Annotated in this window: 21 protein-coding genes; 18 read left to right on the forward strand and 3 right to left on the reverse strand. The window is 40.3% G+C overall.

The annotated features are described in order from the left end of the window. The first annotated feature begins 112 nt into the window (after window positions 1–112). The 5 genes from ezrA (at window position 113) to BMZ58_RS00250 (ending at window position 6,399) form a co-directional block, all read left to right on the forward strand. Window positions 113–1,804 (forward strand): septation ring formation regulator EzrA, encoded by a 1,692-nt coding sequence (ezrA, locus tag BMZ58_RS00230; RefSeq protein ID WP_075034557.1) that lies wholly within the window; start codon window positions 113–115, stop codon window positions 1,802–1,804. 12 nt (window positions 1,805–1,816) lie between these two features. Then, window positions 1,817–2,152 carry a hypothetical protein gene (locus BMZ58_RS00235; protein WP_075034558.1) on the forward strand — a complete coding sequence of 112 codons (336 nt, stop codon included), beginning with the start codon at window positions 1,817–1,819 and terminating at the stop codon, window positions 2,150–2,152. Window positions 2,153–2,345: 193 nt separating this feature from the next. Beyond that, window positions 2,346–3,485 carry a cysteine desulfurase family protein gene (locus BMZ58_RS00240; protein ID WP_075034559.1) on the forward strand — a complete coding sequence of 380 codons (1,140 nt, stop codon included), beginning with the start codon at window positions 2,346–2,348 and terminating at the stop codon, window positions 3,483–3,485. Window positions 3,486–3,491: 6 nt separating this feature from the next. Beyond that, window positions 3,492–4,703: a tRNA uracil 4-sulfurtransferase ThiI gene (thiI, locus tag BMZ58_RS00245; protein ID WP_075034560.1), complete on the forward strand. Its 1,212-nt coding sequence runs from the start codon at window positions 3,492–3,494 to the stop codon at window positions 4,701–4,703. Window positions 4,704–4,809: 106 nt separating this feature from the next. Further along, on the forward strand, window positions 4,810–6,399 hold the full coding sequence (locus tag BMZ58_RS00250; protein ID WP_075034561.1) for an amidohydrolase: 1,590 nt from the start codon (window positions 4,810–4,812) through the stop codon (window positions 6,397–6,399). Window positions 6,400–6,522: 123 nt separating this feature from the next. Here the strand turns inward: BMZ58_RS00250 and BMZ58_RS00255 are convergent, their stop codons facing one another. Beyond that, a complete protein-coding gene (locus BMZ58_RS00255; RefSeq protein ID WP_075034562.1) occupies window positions 6,523–7,326 on the reverse strand; it encodes an NAD kinase in 804 nt (267 codons plus the stop codon). A gap of 225 nt (window positions 7,327–7,551) precedes the next feature. Between BMZ58_RS00255 and BMZ58_RS00260 the strand changes: the two genes are divergently transcribed. The 3 genes from BMZ58_RS00260 (at window position 7,552) to BMZ58_RS00270 (ending at window position 10,785) form a co-directional block, all read left to right on the forward strand. After that, a complete protein-coding gene (locus BMZ58_RS00260) occupies window positions 7,552–8,544 on the forward strand; it encodes a class I SAM-dependent methyltransferase (RefSeq protein WP_075034563.1) in 993 nt (330 codons plus the stop codon). A gap of 122 nt (window positions 8,545–8,666) precedes the next feature. After that, window positions 8,667–9,857: an acetate kinase gene (locus BMZ58_RS00265; RefSeq protein WP_075034564.1), complete on the forward strand. Its 1,191-nt coding sequence runs from the start codon at window positions 8,667–8,669 to the stop codon at window positions 9,855–9,857. Window positions 9,858–9,957: 100 nt separating this feature from the next. Further along, window positions 9,958–10,785 carry an EcsC family protein gene (locus BMZ58_RS00270; protein ID WP_075034565.1) on the forward strand — a complete coding sequence of 276 codons (828 nt, stop codon included), beginning with the start codon at window positions 9,958–9,960 and terminating at the stop codon, window positions 10,783–10,785. Window positions 10,786–10,904: 119 nt separating this feature from the next. Here the strand turns inward: BMZ58_RS00270 and BMZ58_RS00275 are convergent, their stop codons facing one another. Continuing rightward, the gene (locus BMZ58_RS00275) at window positions 10,905–11,366 is read right to left on the reverse strand and encodes a universal stress protein (protein WP_075034566.1); all 462 of its coding nucleotides are present in this window, start codon (window positions 11,364–11,366) and stop codon (window positions 10,905–10,907) included. A gap of 647 nt (window positions 11,367–12,013) precedes the next feature. Here BMZ58_RS00275 and BMZ58_RS00280 point away from each other — a divergent pair. From BMZ58_RS00280 to BMZ58_RS00320, 10 genes are all read left to right on the forward strand, one after another. Beyond that, complete coding sequence (locus BMZ58_RS00280) at window positions 12,014–12,772, forward strand: SDR family oxidoreductase (RefSeq protein ID WP_075034567.1); 759 nt, start codon at window positions 12,014–12,016, stop codon at window positions 12,770–12,772. 156 nt (window positions 12,773–12,928) lie between these two features. Beyond that, window positions 12,929–14,047, forward strand: coding sequence for an alanine dehydrogenase (ald, locus tag BMZ58_RS00285; protein WP_075034568.1), 1,119 nt, complete (start codon window positions 12,929–12,931; stop codon window positions 14,045–14,047). A 257-nt stretch (window positions 14,048–14,304) separates the two neighbouring features. After that, a complete protein-coding gene (locus tag BMZ58_RS21540; RefSeq protein WP_279626108.1) occupies window positions 14,305–14,439 on the forward strand; it encodes a hypothetical protein in 135 nt (44 codons plus the stop codon). Between the two features lie 86 nt (window positions 14,440–14,525). Next, window positions 14,526–15,038 (forward strand): DUF4178 domain-containing protein, encoded by a 513-nt coding sequence (locus BMZ58_RS00290; RefSeq protein WP_075034569.1) that lies wholly within the window; start codon window positions 14,526–14,528, stop codon window positions 15,036–15,038. Window positions 15,039–15,053: 15 nt separating this feature from the next. After that, the gene (locus BMZ58_RS00295; RefSeq protein ID WP_075034570.1) at window positions 15,054–15,725 is read left to right on the forward strand and encodes a PspA/IM30 family protein; all 672 of its coding nucleotides are present in this window, start codon (window positions 15,054–15,056) and stop codon (window positions 15,723–15,725) included. Between the two features lie 69 nt (window positions 15,726–15,794). Continuing rightward, entirely contained in the window at window positions 15,795–16,463 is a 669-nt protein-coding gene (locus BMZ58_RS00300) for a DUF4247 domain-containing protein (protein ID WP_075034571.1), read from the forward strand. Window positions 16,464–16,478: 15 nt separating this feature from the next. Next, on the forward strand, window positions 16,479–16,874 hold the full coding sequence (locus BMZ58_RS00305) for a DUF350 domain-containing protein (RefSeq protein ID WP_075034572.1): 396 nt from the start codon (window positions 16,479–16,481) through the stop codon (window positions 16,872–16,874). A gap of 79 nt (window positions 16,875–16,953) precedes the next feature. Continuing rightward, a complete protein-coding gene (locus tag BMZ58_RS00310) occupies window positions 16,954–18,501 on the forward strand; it encodes a polyamine aminopropyltransferase (RefSeq protein ID WP_075034573.1) in 1,548 nt (515 codons plus the stop codon). Window positions 18,502–18,531: 30 nt separating this feature from the next. Further along, complete coding sequence (locus BMZ58_RS00315; protein ID WP_075034574.1) at window positions 18,532–19,212, forward strand: metal-dependent hydrolase; 681 nt, start codon at window positions 18,532–18,534, stop codon at window positions 19,210–19,212. A 333-nt stretch (window positions 19,213–19,545) separates the two neighbouring features. Beyond that, window positions 19,546–20,859, forward strand: a complete 1,314-nt coding sequence (locus BMZ58_RS00320; RefSeq protein WP_075034575.1) for a DRTGG domain-containing protein — start codon at window positions 19,546–19,548, stop codon at window positions 20,857–20,859. A gap of 180 nt (window positions 20,860–21,039) precedes the next feature. On the opposite strand, the gene BMZ58_RS00325 is transcribed toward BMZ58_RS00320, so the two are convergent. Further along, window positions 21,040–21,342 (reverse strand): YtpI family protein, encoded by a 303-nt coding sequence (locus tag BMZ58_RS00325; RefSeq protein WP_075034576.1) that lies wholly within the window; start codon window positions 21,340–21,342, stop codon window positions 21,040–21,042. Window positions 21,343–21,422: the final 80 nt, after the last annotated feature.

The following is a 21,422-nucleotide window of genomic DNA, read 5'->3' on the forward strand; positions in this document are numbered from 1 at the left end:
TTTGAAATATTTTAGCCAAAAGGATGATTTACATGGTATCATTATAAACAACTAAATCATAATTCGGAACGTAATACATCCGTATGACACGTTTAATGTAAGGAGGCTATTTATGAAGTTCGTCATAGGGGCTATTTTACTACTCATCGCATTGTTCATCATCGGGCTTATTTGGCGGAAAAAGGTCTATGATGAAGTGGATCGCCTGGAAGGTTGGAAAATGGATATCATGAACCGGCACGTTACGGAAGAGTTATCCAAAGTGAAAAGCTTAAATCTTTCAGGGGAGACTCAAGAGAAGTTCGAAGCGTGGAGGGAGCGTTGGGATCGAATTCTAACGAAAGACTTACCAGAACTTGAAGAGGATCTATTCGATGCGGAAGAAGCAGCCGATCGTTACCGCATAAAGCGAGTCAAAGCCGTCTTAGCAAACACAGAAAAGAAATTGGTAGCTATCGAAGATGAGATTAAAAAGATGTTTCAAGAATTGGAAGATCTTTTGGACTCAGAGAAGCAAAGCCGTATTGAAATTGAGACGTTGGAACCAGAACTGAAGGACTTGACCAAAACTTTGATTCAAAACCGTCATCAGTATGGTAATGCTGTTCGGTTCTTTGAGCAACGAGTGGAAGGTTTAAAGGAGAGGCTTGTTGAATTTGAGCAATTGACAGAACAGGGGGATTATATAGAGGCGAATGCCCTTGTTCATACGATTCGTGAAGAGACTTCACAGCTTACAGAGGATGTAAACAATTTCCCTGAACGGTATAAACAAGTTAGATCTGATTTGCCTGACCAGTTACGAGAGCTGAAAAATGGTGTCGAGGAAATGAAAGCAGAGGGTTATAGAATCGCCCATTTTGATTTTTTACCTGAGATACATACTTACGAGCGATCTCTCGGTGAAATGGTCAAACAACTAGATACGGGTGATCAAACTGGAGTTAATGAAACTATTGAGGAAATAAAGACACGAATTCAAGAAATGTATCAACTTCTTGAAAGTGAAGCAGTTGCACACCACTATGTAGAGAAGCAATTAGCGCCTTTGAAACACCAATTGGATGAGTTGGAATTTGTCCTGGCTGATACTGAACAGGAATTGCATGAAATACAACAGACTTATCAAGTAGAAGAAGGAGATTTGGAGTCACATCATAGATTAAAGAATTGGTTTAATCAAATGAGAAAACGCGTGACAAGTATCGACTTTAAGCGGGAAGATGGAGAGACTTCCTACGCTGGAATCCGTGAAGATTTGGAAGACGTCCAAAAGCAGTTAAAAGAATTGCAGGAGAAACATGAATATTTCCAGGAGCGTGTCCAGAATCTTAGAAAAGATGAACGGGAAGCAAAACAAAAGTTGACAAATATGGATGGTCTCCTGATGGATACCCACCGACGCCTGAAAAGGAGTAACATCCCTGGCATACCAACAACTGTTTATGAAGATATGAAAGAAGCGAGTAGCAAAATCGATGAAGTTTTTCAAACTCTTGAAAAACAGCCGTTGGATATGGGAATCGTTAATGAAAAGCTCGATGATGCGATTATAATGACTGAAAAATTGAGCGAAGATGCAGAAAAAGTTATGGAGGAAGCACAATTAGCTGAGCGGGTCATTCAGTATGGAAATCGCTATCGAAGTAAATATCCAATCCTTGCAGCCAAGCTATTAGAGGCAGAAGATCAATTCAGGACTTACCATTATGAGGAAGCACTCAAACTTGCTACTGATGCACTAAGAGAAGTGGATCCAAACGCTCTTTCTAAAATTGATCAGGAAGAAGAAGTTCTCGTTTAGGGAGTGTTTGTTATGAAACGACGTATATTATTTGGTTTAATTGCAGGCGCTGCCCTTGTTTGGACAAGTGTACTGATTACTTTTCTCGCCCTTCCTACTGAGGGGGATTTCCCTGTTGAACACCATGCTCTCTCTATCGGAGAAACGGTCGGTGAGAAACAAATGACCTCTCAAATGGCTAGTGCTTTTCTAGACAAGCAGCCTGCCCCTATTGGTGAACCTCCTACTATTTTAGGAGGCGTGAAAATCACTAAGACCTGGGAGGAAGATGTGAAAGAAGATGGTAAGCTCAGCATAGATACTATTCTTGAAACATTAGAACTTCCTAGTAAAGTAGACAATGGTTGACCCAAGCACTCACGTAATCCCGTGGGTGTTTTTTATGGATTTAAAAAATCATCTAGCTTAAATTATGGGAAATAGTCCCCTGAATTGTTTCCCTTTCCTATACCGCCTGACCTTAGTGATACATGGATGTTTCTTTTATTAAAGTGTTATGATAAAATAATGGACTGCAATTTGAAAAAAGGAGTCAAAGCTCATGATCTATTTAGATAATAGTGCCACAACCCATCCCCGTCCTGAAGTGTTGGACAGCTTTCAGAAAGTCGCTGCCCGATATTTCGCAAATCCTTCTTCTGTCCATAGCTTTGGTAGTGATGCTGAAAGGTTGCTGAATCGCTCACGAAAGCAGGCTGCTGAATTGCTACATGTGGAGCCACACGAAGTTATTTTTACTTCTGGTGGAACAGAAGGCAATAATATGGCAGTCAAAGGTATTGCTTTCCAACACCAGTCACGAGGGAAACATTTAATTACTACAACTGTTGAACACCCTTCGGTCATAGAAGCATTCCGGGCGTTGGAAACACTGGGCTTTGAAGTCACTTATATAAATGTCGATCGGAACGGGGAAGTTAATCCTGGAGATATTGAGAGGGCCTTGAGAGATGACACTATTCTTGTCAGTGTTATGAGTGTAAATAACGAATTAGGAACAATCCAGCCTATTAGAGAAATCGGTCGTATTTTAAGGAACTATCCAAAAGTGTTTTTTCATGTGGATCATGTACAAGGGATAGGGAAAATCGACTTTTCGATTAAAGAATGGAACATCGATCTTTGTACCATTTCAGGACACAAAATACACGGTTTGAAAGGGACAGGAGCTATGATTGTCCAGAAGCATGTGTCCTTGTTTCCACTTTTGCATGGTGGAAGCCAAGAGTCGGAAGTTAGGGCTGGTACAGAAAACCTTCCTGGAACAGTAGCTTTTGTAAAGGCACTTCGACTTTTGTATGAAAATCGGAATAAGAAAAATGAACATTTGACGAAGATGAGAAGTCAGTTATGGAAGGGGATTGGAAAGCATGAAGCTTGCATACTCAACTCTCCATCCGATGGGGCTCCTCATATAATCAATTTTTCCATACCGGGCTTTAAACCTGAAGTAGTGATCCATGCTTTAGGGGACAAGGATATTTTTATATCCACAAAGTCGGCTTGTTCCTCCAAGCAACCGGATGTTAGTTCCGTACTAAAGGCTTGTAACTTGGATTATGAAAGAACCACTTCCGCCTTAAGGGTAAGCCTTTCTACTGAGAACAATAGCGATGAGATAAGTGTGTTTCTTGAAGTATTAGACAAAACGATTGAAAATTTAAAAGCAACGATGAGGTGAGCATGAATGGATTTTGATCGAATTATGATTCGCTATGGTGAAATGGCTTTGAAAGGGAAGAATAGAAGGTCTTTCGAGCAGAAGCTGCAAAGTAACATAGCCATTAAGTTGAAGAGTTTCCCGGACACAACGATACAAAAGACTCAAGGGCGCATGTATGTCTTATTAAATGGGGAAGACCCCCACGAAGTAATGAAGGAATGTCAGGAAGTTTTCGGGATTCACAGTCTAAGCTTTGCTGTAAAAGTTGAGAAAGAAGAAGAACAGATGAAAGAAGCAGCGCTACTAGCTTTCCGTGATGCTAGAGGGGCTGGGTCTTTTAAGATTTCTTCGAAGCGTACGGACAAGTCGTTCCCGATCCCTTCGCAAGAGATCAACCCATTGCTTGGCGGTTTTATTTTAAGAAACACAGAGGGAGTGAAGGTGGATGTCCACCAACCTGATGTAGAGATTAAAGTAGAAGTGCGTCATGAAGGGTGTTACGTGACGGCCCAAGATTACCGGGGGGCAGGAGGACTTCCTGTAGGCACAACAGGGAAAAGCATGCTGATGCTCTCAGGCGGAATTGATAGCCCTGTAGCTGGCTATTTGACAATGAAACGTGGAGTAGAAATCGAAGCAATTCACTTCCATTCCCCGCCATATACAAGTGAGCGCGCGAAACAAAAAGTCCTCGATCTCGCTAAAGAACTTGCAAAATACGGAACGAGAATTAAAGTACATGTTATACCGTTCACAGCAGTTCAACAAAAGATTTATCGTGAGATGCCTGAAGGTTACAGTATGACAATCATGAGGCGTATGATGATGAGAATTAGTGAACGTGTTGCTGCTAATAATGAGGTGCTTTCGATTACGACTGGTGAGAGTTTAGGACAAGTAGCTAGTCAGACAATGGAGAGTATGAACACGATTAATGAAGTGACTAATTATCCGGTAATTCGTCCACTAGTGGCTATGGATAAAATAGAGATTATCGATATCTCTAGAAGGATAGGAACATATGACATTTCAATTCGACCGTTTGAAGATTGCTGTACAGTGTTCGTTCCGAAAGCTCCTAAAACAAAACCAACTCGTAAAAATGCCAACTATTATGAATCGAACGTGGACTTTACGGAAGATATAGAAAAAGCTATAGAAGACTCTTATGTTATTGAAGCGACTGCTGAGCATAGCACGGATCATACGGAAGAAGAGTTTGAAGATCTTTTATAACTTGAACCCGCCTTGTAAAAAAGGCGGGGTTTTTTAAGTGCTTCAATTTTCTTTTCAACCGATATATGGTATAGATAGAACTATGATATAGAAGGGGAGTGCAGTTATGAAACTCTGGTACGGTGGTAAGATTTATACCATGGAAAAGGAAGGCGAATGGGTGGAAGCGATTGTTACTTCTGACGGAAGGATTACAGCGGTTGGAGACACTCAACAATTGTACGCCACTTATAAAGAAGACATAGATGAAGAATATGACTTGAAAGGGGCAGTGATGTATCCGGGCTTTACAGATAGTCATCTCCATATCATTGGTCATGGCGAACGATTGATGAGACTCGACTTATCATTTATGAAGTCAGCGGAAGAGGTGAAACAAGCTTTACAATTGCACGCAGAGCAGTTGCCACCAGGAGAATGGATTATCGGAGACGGGTGGAACGAAAATCAATGGGAAGATAAGAGGATAATACATAAAGAGGAGTTAGATGATATTTCTTCGGAGCATCCGATGATGTTGACACGCATTTGTCGCCATGCTTTACTAGCTAACTCGCATGCAATGGACCTTGCAGGGGTAAATACTGATACTCCTGATCCACAAGGGGGAGTGATCGTAAGAGATGAGAAGCGTGAAGCTACTGGTTACTTTCATGATCAAGCCCAAGAGTTGATTAAAAAAGCTATGCCAGAAGTAACATCAGACTATTTACGAAAGGCAACGGATCTAGCTGTCAAAGACATGCATTCGTATGGATTAGTCGGCGGGCATAGTGAAGACTTAAACTACTATGGTGGATTCAAAAAAACGTATCAGTCATTCCTTGATGTGATAGACGGACAACAAACAAAATTCCGTGCCCATCTCTTGATCCATCACGGGGTGATAGAACAAGTGGATCAAGAGGTGTTAGGTTTTAAACAAGGTACAGATTTTGTTGAATTAGGGGCATTGAAAATATTTTCAGATGGAGCTTTAGGTGGAAGAACAGCATTGCTGAAAGATCCTTACGCTGATGATCCAGAGAATCATGGAGTAGCCATTCATACAGAAGAAGGTTTAGATCAGTTGTTGAAAGAAGCTAGAAAACGAAATATGCCTGTGGCGGTTCACGCTATAGGAGATGGAGCTGTCGAAGCAGTTGCAAATGCTATAGCATCCAATCCACTTCATAACGATGAACGAGACAGGATTATCCATGCTCAAATTTTAAGTCCAGACTTGATCCAGAAGTTACAAAAATTGAATATTGTTCTTGATATACAACCAACGTTCGTTGCTTCCGACTTTCCTTGGGTCATCGAACGATTGGGGAACTTGCGATTGAAAAATTCATATTCCTGGAAGACCTTGTTAGATGCAGGGATAAAGTGTGCAGGAGGATCTGATGCACCAATAGAGGAAATAAATCCTTTACTTGGGATTCGGGCAGCTGTAGACAGACGGGCTAACTATGACAATGAAGTCTATCAGGCGGAAGAAAAGCTTTCTGTTTTTGAAGCCATCTCTCTTTATACAAAGGGTAGTGCTCAAGCTATTAATAAAGAGGATGAACAAGGAATGATTCAAGAAGGTTATTTAGCAGACTTCACTGTCTTAGACAGAGATTTATTTGCTTTGAAGTCGCATGAGTTGGCCGATGCAACGGTTACAATGACCGTTGTGGATGAGGATATCGTATATCAACGATCCTAGGAATTAACGCTGTACCAATAAGATAAAAGCCTAAAAACCCCGAAGCGAAAGTCCATACGCTTCGGGGTTTTCTATAAGGGTGTTCAATCATATGAAAAGGTATTGGGAAATTCAATTAAAAGTTTAGAGGAATGTTCTTTTTACGCGATCCCAGTACGTATTGTTTTTAAGTTTAACCGTTTTGACGACACTTTCACTAAGTTTGATGGTAACATCATGGATGTTTCGTATAGAGAAGGCTTCATTATCCATTCCGATAAGAGGGTAATCGTTTCCATCTTGACGGACGTTGAGTTTCAGTGTCCTCTCTCCGCTCAATATAAAAGAAGAACCTAAGGTACGGTAACGATTATTATTCAAAGAAGCGAGTTCACTAATTTGGAAACAAGGTAATTTTGGATCTACAACTGCTCCGTTTATAGATTTATTGTAAGCGGTACTCCCCGTAGGGGTTGCAATGATTAAACCATCGCCTCGGAATGTTTCAAAATGAAGTTCATCAATATAAACATCAATGACAATTGATTTGATTAAAGTGGAACGAACGCTACATTCGTTTAAGCACGAAAATGTCGATTCATTATTGATCGTTGTTTCAATTACAGGGAATCTGCGTACTTCCACTTCTGAGTTTTTCATTGCATCGATCATTTCGTCATGATCATCGATATCGAAGTCACAATATAATCCTGCTTCATTTTCACTTCTTATCCCTACATAGAGGCAATCCTGACGAAAACCTGTTTTGCGGACAGCTTGAAGGAATGTGCCATCTCCTCCCACAGCAATGATAATATTGGCATCGCTGGAATTATCGACAATATGAAAATCATTTTCTCTAGCTAGTTGGAAGAGAGACTCTAATTTATCATTTAGGTCTGTTGTTGGTTGGTAGAAAAAGTATAGGTTTCTTCGTTGATCACTCATGTAACATCCTCCTCATAGGTATAGCTTGTAGTACATTTTATCATTTCAATATTGAAACCGCACCCAATTTTCAAATAAATCGGGAAAGTTTATCATTGTTGAATTGCGAACAGGATTTCGATATGGTTGATATAGATAAATGTTATAGGAACGTTAAAGATGGCGCATGATGTTGATAGAACAACTGCGTCAATTTCTTTGGACTTCAAATGAAGGAGAATGATTATGAAGCAGGAACAAGTGGAGAGACTATTTCAATGGGTCGATGACACGGCTACGCTCATTTCAGAAGAGGTGAACATCACTTATCTTGAAGCGATTGCGGAAACGATGGATGTACTCTTTAATGGGAAACCATTTGATGATATGAGTGATTCGTTACAGACATATTTGACGAATGAGCTCCTGAAAGTGAATAAAGAGGAATTTGAAAAAGAAGAAATACGGAAAGCTGTGCAACTTGCGATTTTGAAAGGGATGAAAGGAGCAACTCAACAACAGCACTTGATCACCCCTGATTCGGTCGCCATGTTCATGGGCTACTTAGCTTCAAAACTTTTTGAAGGAACAGAAGAATTAAAAATGTTTGATCCCGCATCAGGAAGTGGTAACTTGATCACTTCAGTCATGAATCAATTGGACATGTCCTTGACGTCTTATGCCAGTGAAGTGGATCCGACTTTAATACAACTTGCCGTAGCAAACGCCAACTTGCAGAAAAATAAAATCGAATTTTTCCACCAGGATAGTTTAGCCCCATTTTTAATGGAACCTGTCGATTTTGTATTAGCTGACCTTCCAGTGGGATACTATCCTGACGACGTGCAAGCGGCAAGGTATGAGTTAAAAGCAGAAGAAGGACTTTCATATGCTCATCACCTATTTATTGAACAGGGGCTGAAATATACAAAAGACGGTGGATACTTGATGTTTATCGTCCCTAACTTCCTTTTTGATAGCGATCAATCCAAAGCGTTGAACGCCTACCTGCGTGAACACGCCCATATTGTTGGCATGCTTCAACTTTCAGATTCTATGTTCAAGGATGAAAAACATGGGAAGAGTATCTTAATCCTTCAAAAGAAAGGTGCAGAAACGAAGGCACCGAAGCAAGCATTGCTTGCTAAATTGCCTTCCTTCAAAAACCCGAACGGGATGGCTGATATCCTAGCTCAGATGAATGATTGGTTCGACGAATATAAAAGAACGCAATTGTGAGAAAATAACGAATATAAGAAGTAAACGTTATCATGGTCCAACTACCTTGAAATCAATTTGGACGGGTGATTAAATAGTAATGGTAGAAAATTACGAACCTAAATTTAAGGGGATGAGCAACATTGAGTAATAAAATTCTTGCTATTAATGCAGGTAGTTCATCACTGAAATTCCAACTGATTGAAATGCCTGAAGAAACAGTTATCACTAAAGGGTTAGTTGAGCGTATTGGTCTTAATGATGCTGTATTTACAATCGAAGTGAACGATGATAAAGATGAAACAGTAACAGATATTCCTGATCATGGAGAAGCAGTTAGGCTGCTTCTTAATAAATTAACGGAGAACGGAATTATCGAATCTCTTGATGAAATCAATGGTGTCGGACACCGTGTCGTCCACGGTGGCGAGCGTTTCAGTGAATCTGTTTTGATTACTGATGAAGTGATTCAAGAAATCGAGGAAGTTTCCGACCTTGCTCCCTTGCATAACCCGGCTAACTTAACAGGTATCAATGCTTTCCGTGAAGTGCTTCCGAACGTCCCGCACGTAGCGGTTTTTGACACAGCGTTCCACCAATCTATGCCGGAACAGTCTTATCTTTACAGTTTGCCTTATGAGTATTATGAAGAATATGGCATCCGTAAATACGGTTTCCATGGTACCTCTCATAAATATGTCTCTGAGCGTGCAGCTGAGATGCTGGGACGACCTGTAGAGGAACTTCGTCTCCTATCATGTCACCTTGGAAACGGTGCGAGTATTGCTGCCATCGAAGGTGGGAAATCAATCGATACTTCGATGGGCTTCACCCCACTTGCTGGTGTGACGATGGGAACTCGCTCCGGTAATATCGACCCTGCCTTGATTCCGTTTATTATGGAAAAAACAGGTAAGACGGCTAACGAAGTGATGAATGTATTGAACAAAGAGAGTGGTATGCTGGCGCTTTCCGGTTTCTCTAGTGACTTGAGAGATATCGAACAGCGGGCAGAAGAAGGAGATGAGCGTGCCGAACTTGCTCTGGAAGTATTTGCCGCTCGAATCCACAAGTATATCGGTTCCTATGCTGCACGAATGCACGGCATTGATGGCATCATTTTCACTGCTGGTGTTGGTGAAAACAGTATAACTATGCGTGAACGTGTTTTGAAAGGCCTGGAATTCATGGGTGTCTATTGGGATCCAGCTCTTAATAAAGTTCGTGGAAAAGAAACATTCGTCAACTATCCGCATTCCCCTGTTAAAGTAATGGTCATTCCTACCAATGAAGAGGTTATGATCGCAAGGGATACAATTGAAAAAGGACTATAATACCCAAAAGCAATCGCAACTCAAAATGAGGTGTGATTGCTTTTTTTTTGGCTTTAAGTCTACAATAAATGGTAAGGAACAAAGACGAGGGGGGAGCACTTTGTCACACCAACGGATAGAGTCAGAATTGAAAAATTGGTTAGAACAGTATCTGAAGTATCAGCCGAATGACTTTGAAATGGTTTATGATCACTGGATTCAACAAAGTTTTCTTCAGATGGAACCTCGAGTGAAAAAGGCATTTTTTTCAAAACTAGACACATGGTTTTTTCATACACATGCATTTTTGCAAGGAACCTCTTATCAATACGAAGCAAGAGAGCGAATTTTAACGGTAGGAAGAATTTTCTCCAGTCGAATTGAGCGAATGGAAGATATGAAAAAAGAGTTGACCGTCGAGCAGTTGACCTATATAGCAGAACAACAAATGGCGAGAGGAAGAATTTATTCATTTGCACAAGGAGGTTTGACAGGAGCGGGGGGATGGCTTTTTCTAGGTATTGATTATCCTCTGATGATGTTGATGAATATTAGGGCTATTCAACTGATTGGTCTCACATTCGGACATGAAATGAACCATCCTTATGAAATGATGATCTCCCTCAAGGTTTTCCATGCCGCAACTTTACCCAAACGTCTAAAAGCAGCAGCTTGGAGGGAACTGGTAGAGGAAGTAAAGGATAAAGAACACCCATACATTTTTGCTGGGGATGATCAATTAACAGATGAGGGTTGGCTTGAACAACCGATGAAACAAGGTTTCAAGTCTTTGTTCATCTTAATGTTCCGAAAGAAACTCGTTCAGGGGCTCCCATTCATCAGTATTGCAATTGGAGCATATTCTAATTATCATCTCACTAAACAAGTGACAGAATTTGCGATGAAGTTTTATCAGTATCGTCATCTTATGGAGAAAAAAGGGGAATAATAATCGAGTAGGTTATTCAAATACAAAAAGAGTATGACAGGTTAAAGTGTCATACTCTTTTACTTATTTTAGAATTAACAGATCAAGAGGGGAACACTTGATTGAAAGGTACCTTTTATTTAGTCCTGACTTTCACCTTCCGAGTCAGGTCTTACGACGAGGACGTCACAAGAGGCGTAGCGGGTAATGTGTTCGGATACACTACCGATAAAAAAACGTTCCATTGCATTCAGGCCGGTGGCACCACAAATAATCAAGTCGGCTTTGTATTTAGGAGCGACATCTTTAGCAATTTTCACTTTTGGTGAACCATATTCAATATCTACGACAACATTGGTGACACCGGCTTTTTCAGCTTTTTCTTGATAATTGTTCAAAAGGTCTGTTGCATACTGCTCAGCGCGTATAGCAAGTGAGCGATCATAAGCCTCTACTGTCGCAAAAGCTCTCGTATCTACGACGTGGGCTAAAATCAATTTTGCATCGTTTCGATTTGCGATATCAATGGCTTTATTAAAAGCAACTTCAGCGGTGCTCGACCCATCAACAGCGACAACGATATCTTTATATTCAAAAGTCATGCAGGATGCCTCCTTTCACTTGTTACTTTTATTATATCATGTCATTTCTTTGGTTAGACACATCTTTCCATACATAATAAAGGGAATTTTGTGAATTTTAATAATGAGGTGAGGATATGAAGAATCCAAAAAATCCACTTGAGAAAGAAAAGGAAATGGAACAGCGAATGAACCAATCTTTGAATGAAAGCTACCAGTCCGGTAGCCAGAAGAAAAATAGAAGGTAATAAAAGCCCCCGACAGGAACGCCTGTTGGGGTTAATTGTGCCATAGGGTCTATTTTCCAAAAGAACAGTACAAAGCAACAATGGATAGAATATAATCAACCGTTGGAAGGATTCTGCTATCCTGTATAGAAATTTTCCTTTATACATACTGGGACAGGATCGTACCTACATCTTCTGAAGTCTCTACTTTTAAGCATCCTCAGTGAAGTCCTCTGATTGTTTGTAGTAAAGTATATATATAAAATGGAGTTTTTAACGGTTGAAAGAAGTGAATTGGTAAGATGGACTTGGCTTTTTGGACCGCACCAAAACTTATGGTGGCCAGTTTTACCATTAATAAAGGAAGCTTCTCCTCAGGGAGTATACATAAATCCAGAACTTAGCGGAATAACAAAGCTTTATAAAAAGGAGGAATGAGTATTGAGACATGCCATCATAACAGCAGGAACCAAAGGTTTGGGGAAAAAAGTTACGGAACACCTGTTGAGAAAAGATTACTCTGTCACTGTGACCTATAAGAGTGATGAGAAGAGAGCTTTTTCATTATTAGAAGAGTTTCCGGAATATAAAACTAATATCCAATTGGTTCAAGCGGATGTGACAGTGAAAGAGGATATGGAAAGGCTTGTGGAAACATGTATTCAACGCTTTGGTCGTGTCGACTTTCTAATTAACAATGCAGGGCCTTACATTTTTGAGAGGAAGAAATTGATCGACTATACAGAAAAAGAATGGAGTGACATGATCCGTGGTAACTTGGATGCCGTATTTTATTTGTTGAAATTGACGATTCCTTTAATGAGAAAGCAGGGATTTGGGAGAATTATCAATTATGGCTTCCAAGGTGCTCAGTCTGCATCAGGATGGATTTATCGCTCAGCATTTGCTGCAGCTAAGGTTGGTCTTGTTTCATTGACAAAAACCATTGCCTATGAAGAAGCAGAACATGGTATTACTTCTAATATGATTTGCCCGGGAAATATTGTGGGAGAATGGAAAGAAGCATCTATTCATGAGAGTAGGGGAATAGTAGATGAAGAAACCCCTATTGGTAGACCGGGAACGGGAGAGGATATAGCAAGAACCATCGTTTTTCTATGTGAAGAGAATTCCGATATGATTACAGGAACCATTTATGAAGTGACCGGAGGTTTAGATGTAATTCATAGGCACAGATAGATAATTGAAATTCTTAAGTTATTGGAAAGACTATGGCTTTTTGACTGAATTTGTTACAATGAAAAGGCTTTCATAATATTTTGCTCACCATTGAGATATCAGGATATAGTGCTTGGTGAATTCTATAAGAATTATGGAATGGGAGGTTGGCTCATCGTGAAAATCGGAGTACCAAAAGAAATAAAAAACAATGAAAATCGTATTGCCATGACGCCTGCAGGAGTAGTTAGTTTGACGAATGCTGGACACGAGGTGTTCGTAGAAACCAACGCAGGACTAGGTTCTAGTTTTACAAATGAACAATATAAAGAAGCGGGTGCTACCATTGTCCAATCGGCAGCAGAAGCCTGGAGTCAGGAGATGGTTATGAAAGTGAAAGAACCCCTGCCTGAAGAGTATGGCTACTTTTATGAAGGACTCATATTATTTACTTATTTACATCTGGCACCAGAACCTGAATTGACAAAAGCTTTAGTTGATAAAAAAGTTATTTCCATCGCTTATGAGACGGTTCAATTACCGAACGGCTCATTGCCTTTACTGACACCTATGAGTGAGGTAGCAGGAAGAATGGCTTCTCAAATCGGTGCTCAGTTCCTTGAGAAATCAAGAGGTGGAAAAGGTATCCTTCTGGGAGGAATTCCAGGAGTGCGCCGCGGCCGTGTAACTGTCATAGGTGGTGGCGTAGTGGGCACAAACGCCGCTAAGATTGCGATGGGTCTTGGTGCTGATGTGACTATTATCGATGTTAATCCAGAGCGGTTACGCCAGCTTGATGATATTTTCGGTTCAGACATCAATACGCTAATGTCAAATCCTTTGAACCTTCAGGAAGCACTGGAAGAATCCGATCTTGTCATTGGTGCTGTGCTCATCCCAGGTGCGAAAGCTCCGAATTTAGTGACAGAAGATATGGTCAAATCCATGAAGGAGGGTTCTGTGATTGTTGACGTAGCAATCGATCAAGGTGGAATTTTTGAGACAACAGATCGTATTACAACGCATGATGACCCTACCTATGAAAAACATGGGGTTTTGCACTATGCGGTAGCGAATATGCCTGGAGCGGTTCCAAGAACATCGACCATTGGCTTAACGAACGTAACAGTTCCTTATGCGTTACAATTGGCGAATAAAGGATATTTGAAAGCTTGTCAGGATAATGAAGCTCTTTATAAAGGAATCAATACTCTCGAAGGATATGTGACTTATAAAGCAGTGGCGGAAGCGCAAGGTTTACAATATGCTGATGCTAAAGAAGTGCTTAACAAGTAAAAGAACACCACAAACGAAGGCTCAATGCCTTCGTTTTTTCTTGGAAGATGTTCAAGATAAGCGAAGGAAGCCTCACTAGCCACTGGGCACTGGAGCTGGAGAGCTCATATAGCTTATGAACTCCATTTGAATATAGCCTCCATCAGGTGTGAAACCGCGAAAGGATAGGCTTGCCGTCTTCCCTGCGGAAAGCGACTCATCCCCCACCTCCTAATTCGAAATAAAAGTCTTGGAAGCAAGTCTTCAAGAATACTGCCATGTTGTTGAATAACTTTCTTTATGAAAAAGCAGCAGAAATGTTGTGGATACCTATTATTTATGAATGGCGAGGGAAAAATGTTAAGATAGGGATGGAAGCTGAGAAGTTTGAGAAAAATGTTATAGACCCGTAAAAAATTTAAATGAAAAATGAAACCTTTGGGTTCGGTCAGACGTACATACAGGTACACAGGGTCAAAGTTGAAGGAGAGGTGAAGATTTGGGATTCTTTTCTAGATTGTTTTCTAAGAATGATAAACAGACAACAGAAGTAAAAGAACGCACACCCCTGAATATCCAAGTCGGTGACATTGTTACATTCGATCTTGTGGATTACGAAGTTGTAGGTAAAATCACTTATCGTGATGGTGGTTATGAATGGTTTTCCTACCAGCTGTTAGAAGGTGATAAAACAAAGTGGTTAGCGGCTGAGATGGATGACGAACTGGAATTGGGCATTTATGAAACAGTTAAAATGTCAGTTAGTATGCCTTTTCCTAATAAACTTGAATACGAAGGGCAAACCTTTTATAAGGATGAAGAAGGGGAAGCTCGTGTGACTGGCGAAGGGAGAAGTAAGAACATCAATGGACGTACTTCCCGCTATGCGGAGTATATTTCAGAAGACGAGGAGACATACCTTAGCATGGAGTCTTGGGGAAGTGAAGTGGAAGTCAGTGTCGGTCATGACATTGAATCTTATGAAATTAAAATAATTGCAGGTTCAAAATAACGAGGAGGCCAATACATGTTCAAATTTTTCAAACGTGTAAAAACTGTAGTAGGTTCAGAATTGAATTCCATGTTGGACAAAGCAGAAGATCCGGTGAAAATGTTGGATCAATTTATGCGGGATATGGAAAATGATATCCGTGAAGCAGAAAGTGCTGTTGCAAAACAAATTGCTAACGAAAAGATGTTGAAGCGTAAGTATGATGATTCACAAGCGCTGGTCGATAAGCGGATGCAGCAAGCGGAAAAAGCTATTGAAGCAGGTAATGAAGATTTAGCTCGCCGTGCTTTAGAAGATAAGAAAAATCATCAAGATCAAGCTGAGCAATTGAAAGCTTCCTGGGAGCGGGCACAGCAGGATGCTGACAACCTCCGGCAAAAGCTTGATGAAATGAAAAAAGAATATCAGGAAATGAAACTGAAAAAAGATTCCTTGAAAGCTCGTGCGGAATCCGCTAAAACTCGCACGAAGATGAACCGTACGATGTCTAGTATCGGTGGAGACGAATCACGCCAAGGGTTTGAACGAATGGAAGAGAAAGTCATGCACTACGAAGCGGAAGCGGACACAAGTGAAGACATGTCTTCAGAAAGCCGCTCTCTGGATGATGAGTTTGAAGAGCTCGATAACAAAGACAGTGTGGACAGTGAATTAGAAGCATTGAAAAAGAAAATGAATAAAGAGTAACTATTGGTTATTAGCTCGTGCCTAGCCTATGGTTAGGCACGTCTATTTTTTGTGGAAGGAGGATGTGTTTTGAAAGATTATGCTGGTATCATAGTCGTTGGAATCATCGCCTTTTTCTTGTTATTTAATGTATTTGGCGGGGATGATGAACGAGGGATGTCCGGGTCATTTACAGAAGATACATATGGTGAACTGCCTTCTGAGCCCAGTCGTTCCGAAATATTGAACACGATCGAGAGTTCTGACGCACAAGATATCGAATCTTTGATTCAGGAAAGTTTCCCTCTTCTTGATACAGTGAGGTCTGACCAGGGGATATCCAAGATTTATATCACGAGAGAATTGTCCCTAACAGAAGTCACAGACTCCCTTTCAGAATCGATCAAACCTGAAGAGATAAGTGAAAGGCAGGAAAATAAGCAAGTCCTCATTTATCCAGACGACTTTGTTATCGTCCAAGAGAGTACAGAAGAGCCAGGCGTAATTACGATAGAGCTCGCTACAGATGAATTTGTAAGAAATAACTATTCACCTGGATTCTTCAATGGATTGTTCGCAGGTTATTTGTTGAATCAAATGCTGGGATCTAACGATTGGTATGATCGAAGGAGGTCCAGATGTCAACAGTCAGGTAACTGCTATGGGGGCTACGGAATGTATGGAAACTACAATTCAGGAGGTACAAGTTCAATGAGAGGATCTACCAACCGCGGTGGAGGACCTGGGACAGGAAAATAAAGGAGGTATAATGATATGGAACCATTTTTAGCTACTTTAGGTTATTTCGTTTTGGCGGTCATCATTGTAGTGATCGGATTGGCTATTTTTGAATGGTTGACGAGACAGTATAAAGATTGGGATGAAGTGAAACGAGGGAATCAAGCGATAGCAATGTCGATCGCTGGTAAAATCATCGGCATTTGTATTGTTCTTTCCTTTGCTATTTATCATAGCTTTACCGTTTGGGATACCTTAATTTGGGGGGCTTATGGTGTAGTCCTTCAAATGATTGCTTATCTTCTATTTGAATTATTCACTCGTAAATTCTCTGTAGAAACACAGTTGAAGGAAAACAACACAGCTGTTGGGATCATTACGATGGGTGTATCAATAGGCTTAGCGTTTGTCATTGGTGCGTCGATTACTTAAGGGCGTTGGGATGTCATTCAAAAGCCACTATGTCAGTCATAGTGGCTTTTTCAATACATATTAAAGTGGAGTGAAAGATGTGGAAACAAATCTAAGAAAAAGTCATTTCATCTATTGGGCATCAGGTATTGTTTCCATTTGCGGTATCATATTTGAAGTGCTATTCGGTGCTTTGGGCTCCTACATTTTAGGTGATGGTGTGAAACAGTACACGTTGACCATCAGTCTATTTCTTACAGGAATGGGAATAGGGGCAAGCTTAAGTGAGCGAGTGATGAAAAAACTGATCGTTACCTTTATATGGATCGAATATATGGTCGCTTTGATCGGAGGGTTTTCGAGTTTTACCATGTTCGGGATGACAGCCTTTGCTCCATCCGGTACGGACGCTCTTTTTCTTTATCTTGTTACCTTTACAATTGGTGCTTTGACAGGTTTAGAGTTACCGATACTTATCAGAAAAGCCAATGAAATCGGTGTGGAGTTAAGTCGAAGTACTGCACGAGTGTTATTTTCAGACTATGCTGGTGGATTGATCGGAGGCTTATTGTTCGCTTTCTATTTGAGGCCGCAAATGGGGATGGTAAAGAGTGCATTCTTTGTCGCATGTATTAATCTGGGGGTAGCGGTTACAGTTTTATACTTATTCCGCTCCGAAATCAAAACCTTTTCTCTTCACCTATCATGTGGGATTGTCATTGCTGTACTCCTTATCGGTGGTTTGTTTTTTGGCGAAGAGATGGCCTTCTCCTTCGAGCAAAAACTGTATAAAGACCCCATTATCCATATGGAAGAGAGTGCTTACCAAAAAATTGTGTTGACGAAAGAACAAGGGGATACGCGTTTATTTTTGAACGGTTCTTTACAGTTCAGTGCTACAGATGAATACCGATACCATGAAACACTTGTCCATCCTCCTGTTGCCTATGCAGAAAAGGCTGAAAATGTATTAGTTCTTGGTGGTGGTGATGGAATTGCTGTCAAGGAGCTACTAGAGTATGAGGAGATCCAAAAGATCACCCTGGTGGATTTAGATCCTGCAGTTACAGAGCTTGCGAGGAACAATTACCATCTCTTGCAGTTAAATGAGGATTCATTAGAAAATTCTAGAGTGACGGTGTTGAATCAGGATGCTTTTAAATTTCTTGAAAGCTCGGAGGAGTTCTATGACGTCATTATAGTAGATTTACCTGATCCAAATAATGAAAGCTTGAATAAATTGTACACGAAAGAATTTTATTCGTTATTAAGAAATCACCTCTCACCAGATGGAGCAGCAATGGTTCAAGCAACAAGCCCTCTATTTGCAACAGAAGTGTACTGGACGATTGATGAGACTATCGCATCTACAGGCATGTACACCGAAAATTTCCATGTGGATGTTCCAAGTTTTGGAAATTGGGGATTCGTAATGGCGAGCCGCAAACCTATAGATGTAAAAGAAATACAACTTTCTGCTGAAACAAAATTTCTGACAGAAGAAGTTCTTTCCTCTATGAGTGTGTTTGGAAAAGATGAAGATAGGGAAATCCTCAACAATGAAGGTCAGGTCTTATCATTAGAACCGAATACATTAATTGATCCTCATTTGATACAAAAATATGAAAAGGCTTGGCAAAACTATTGAAGAGAAAATCTAATCACGAGGAGTGTTATGATGAAAGTTTCTTACCATGGCCATGCAGTAGTGAAAGTGGAAACGAATGGAAAGACAATTCTTTTCGATCCGTTTATTTCTGAAAATGGCAACACTGACTTAGTAGCTGATCAAGTGGAGGCAGATGTCATTTTATTGACTCACGGTCATAATGATCACGTCGGGGATACTATGGAGATTGCTAAGAAGAATGACGCTCAAGTAATTGCACCATTCGAGTTGGCGACATACTTGGGTAATAAAGGTTTAGATACTCATCCAATGCACATTGGCGGCGGCCATGATTTCGATTTCGGTCACGTTAAGTTCACTCAGGCTTTTCACGGGTCTGCTTATACCGAAGAGGATGGTACAATCGTTTATACTGGAATGCCTACAGGGATCTTATTGACTATTGATGGAAAAACGATTTTTCACGCAGGAGATACTGGTCTTTTCTCAGACATGAAGTTAATTGGAGAAAGAAATGACATTGACCTCGCTTTCTTGCCGATCGGTGATAATTTTACAATGGGGCCAGATGATGCTCTTGTCGCAGCAGAATGGATTCAAGCGAAACAGGTAGTTCCTGTCCATTACAACACCTTTGATTTAATAAAACAGGATGGAGAAGCGTTCGCCTCTGATGTAACACCTGGAAAGGGGATTGCACTAAATCCAGGAGAATCCATCGAACTGTAATTTGTACAAGAAAACTCTAAATTCTATAATGTAGAAATGCAGCATATTGTTCTCTTTCTAGCTTCAGTTCTTTCCCCTCCTGGAAGGTGCTGAAGCTTTTTATCGTCTTGGGATATAAAGTTTATTAAATCTGGAACACCTTTTTCAGTGGAATTCATTCCACTCCATAGTTCCTGATACATGGAGAATAAGCTTCCCTTTTTGTAGGACCGAAATGAGTTTGCATGCGATTTTTTTCCTTCATTTAAGATGAAATTGCGTAGGAACTGTATCAACTGTATAATAACAATTAGAAGGGTAATGATTAGTACAGTTAGAAAGATTGGTGGGCATATGGCAACGAAGCATGAACAGATACTTGAACATATCGAATCGCTTTCGGTGGGAAGTAAAATATCCGTCCGGCGAATCGCCAAGGCATTGAATGTCAGTGAAGGAACGGCCTACCGAGCGATTAAGGAAGCTGAAAACCAAGATTTAGTTAGTACAATGGAACGTGTTGGAACCATTAGAATTGAAAAAAAGAAAAAAGAGAATATTGAAAAACTGACATTTGCTGAAATAGTTAATGTAGTGGACGGGCAAGTGCTTGGTGGTCGTGAAGGTTTGTATAAGACACTGAGTAAATTTGTTATCGGTGCAATGAAGCTTGAAGCAATGATGCGTTATACCGCTGCAGGCTCTTTACTAATTGTCGGAAACCGAACAAATGCTCATGAACTTGCTGTTAAAGAGGGAGCTGCTGTCTTAATTACTGGGGGTTTCGACACAAGTGAAACTGTCAAAAAATTAGCAGACGAGAAAAAATTGCCAGTTATATCTACTAGTTATGATACTTTTACTGTAGCTACCATGATCAACCGTGCTATTTATGACCAATTGATAAAAAAAGAAATTGTGCTTGTGGATGATATCTATACGCCTTATGAGGATTCAAAGTTTATCCATGCAACAGATCTGGTTACCCATTGGCATGAAGCGAATAATGAGACGGGCCATAGTCGTTACCCTGTCATTGATCATCAGGATAGAGTAGTAGGAATTGTAACTTCCAGAGATGTGATTGGGAAAGATAAAGATATGAGAATTGATAAGGTGATGACTCGGAATCCAATGACTGTCCACGCTAAAACGTCACTAGCGAATGCAGCACATGTCATGGTATGGGAAGGGATAGAACTGATGCCTGTTGTCGACCCATCTCATAAATTGAGAGGCATCATTTCCAGGCAGGATGTGTTGAAGGCTTTACAACAAATTCAACGTCAACCTCAAGTAGGTGAAACGATTGATGATTTGGCAACAAGTCGTATGGAGGTCGTAGAGGCGGAAAATGATGTTACTGTTTGGAAGACTACAGTGACACCGCAAATGACAAACCAGTTAGGAACAATGTCTTATGGGGTGTTTACTTCTTTAATAACTGAAGCGTCAAGTCGGTTACTTAGAAAATACAAAAAAGGTGATCTGGTTGTCGAGAATATTTCTGTTTACTTTATCAAACCCGTGCAGATTGAGAGCGAAATAGAAGTACGGCCTCAAATTTTGGAGGTGGGACGTAAGTTCGCTAAAGTGGATATTGAAGTCCATTATGCTAAATCAATTGTGGGTAAAGCGTTGCTTATGGCTCAACTAATTGACCGATAAAAAAAGCCGCTGAATTCACAGCGACTTTTCCTCGGGACTATGCATGAGTACCCTAAGGGAATTATTTAACTACATTGTGGAGTTGCTCATGGTCTTATGCTCTTCCTGTAAAAAAAACAATGGCTTTTCACTTTACTGATGTTTTTGAGGTAAGGTACCTTGAGACTTACTTCAAACCAGTCAAGATTGTGGGCGAGTCTGATGCTTTTGATATTCAGCTCGGTAATGTTGGCTCGCTTTCCATCCTAAGTGAGCTTGAAAAACGCCAATGAGTACAAATACTATTCCTACAAATAAAGAAAGTTTTGTTTGGTAGAATACATATTGATTGATACCAAAAAAGAAGATGAAACTGCCGAGAAATATCTTTGATTTACTATTTAAATAGTCTTGAGTAAGGGGATCACCAGAACGAAAAATCATCACTTTATAATAGATATAAAGTACTAGAGATACTAATATAAGCACTGGAAATATTATCATGAAAAATCGACTCCTGAAATTGAATTTTCTTTAATTGTAGCTTGTTTTGATTGAAAAGGCTACCTGTGTATATAATTCTA

Source organism: Halobacillus dabanensis, from assembly GCF_900114165.1.
Taxonomy (GTDB): Bacteria; Bacillota; Bacilli; order Bacillales; family Halobacillaceae; genus Halobacillus; species Halobacillus dabanensis.

Bases quoted from the DNA above. Each gene is read 5' to 3' on its own strand.
- ezrA (WP_075034557.1), top strand. From the start codon at position 113: ATGAAGTTCGTCATAGGGGCTATTTTACTACTCATCGCATTGTTCATC.
- BMZ58_RS00235 (WP_075034558.1), top strand. From the start codon at position 1,817: ATGAAACGACGTATATTATTTGGTTTAATTGCAGGCGCTGCCCTTGTT.
- BMZ58_RS00240 (WP_075034559.1), top strand. From the start codon at position 2,346: ATGATCTATTTAGATAATAGTGCCACAACCCATCCCCGTCCTGAAGTG.
- thiI (WP_075034560.1), top strand. From the start codon at position 3,492: ATGGATTTTGATCGAATTATGATTCGCTATGGTGAAATGGCTTTGAAA.
- BMZ58_RS00250 (WP_075034561.1), top strand. From the start codon at position 4,810: ATGAAACTCTGGTACGGTGGTAAGATTTATACCATGGAAAAGGAAGGC.
- BMZ58_RS00255 (WP_075034562.1), bottom strand. From the start codon at position 7,326: ATGAGTGATCAACGAAGAAACCTATACTTTTTCTACCAACCAACAACA.
- BMZ58_RS00260 (WP_075034563.1), top strand. From the start codon at position 7,552: ATGAAGCAGGAACAAGTGGAGAGACTATTTCAATGGGTCGATGACACG.
- BMZ58_RS00275 (WP_075034566.1), bottom strand. From the start codon at position 11,366: ATGACTTTTGAATATAAAGATATCGTTGTCGCTGTTGATGGGTCGAGC.
- BMZ58_RS21540 (WP_279626108.1), top strand. From the start codon at position 14,305: ATGTTGTTGAATAACTTTCTTTATGAAAAAGCAGCAGAAATGTTGTGG.
- BMZ58_RS00295 (WP_075034570.1), top strand. From the start codon at position 15,054: ATGTTCAAATTTTTCAAACGTGTAAAAACTGTAGTAGGTTCAGAATTG.
- BMZ58_RS00305 (WP_075034572.1), top strand. From the start codon at position 16,479: ATGGAACCATTTTTAGCTACTTTAGGTTATTTCGTTTTGGCGGTCATC.
- BMZ58_RS00315 (WP_075034574.1), top strand. From the start codon at position 18,532: ATGAAAGTTTCTTACCATGGCCATGCAGTAGTGAAAGTGGAAACGAAT.
- BMZ58_RS00320 (WP_075034575.1), top strand. From the start codon at position 19,546: ATGGCAACGAAGCATGAACAGATACTTGAACATATCGAATCGCTTTCG.
- BMZ58_RS00325 (WP_075034576.1), bottom strand. From the start codon at position 21,342: ATGATAATATTTCCAGTGCTTATATTAGTATCTCTAGTACTTTATATC.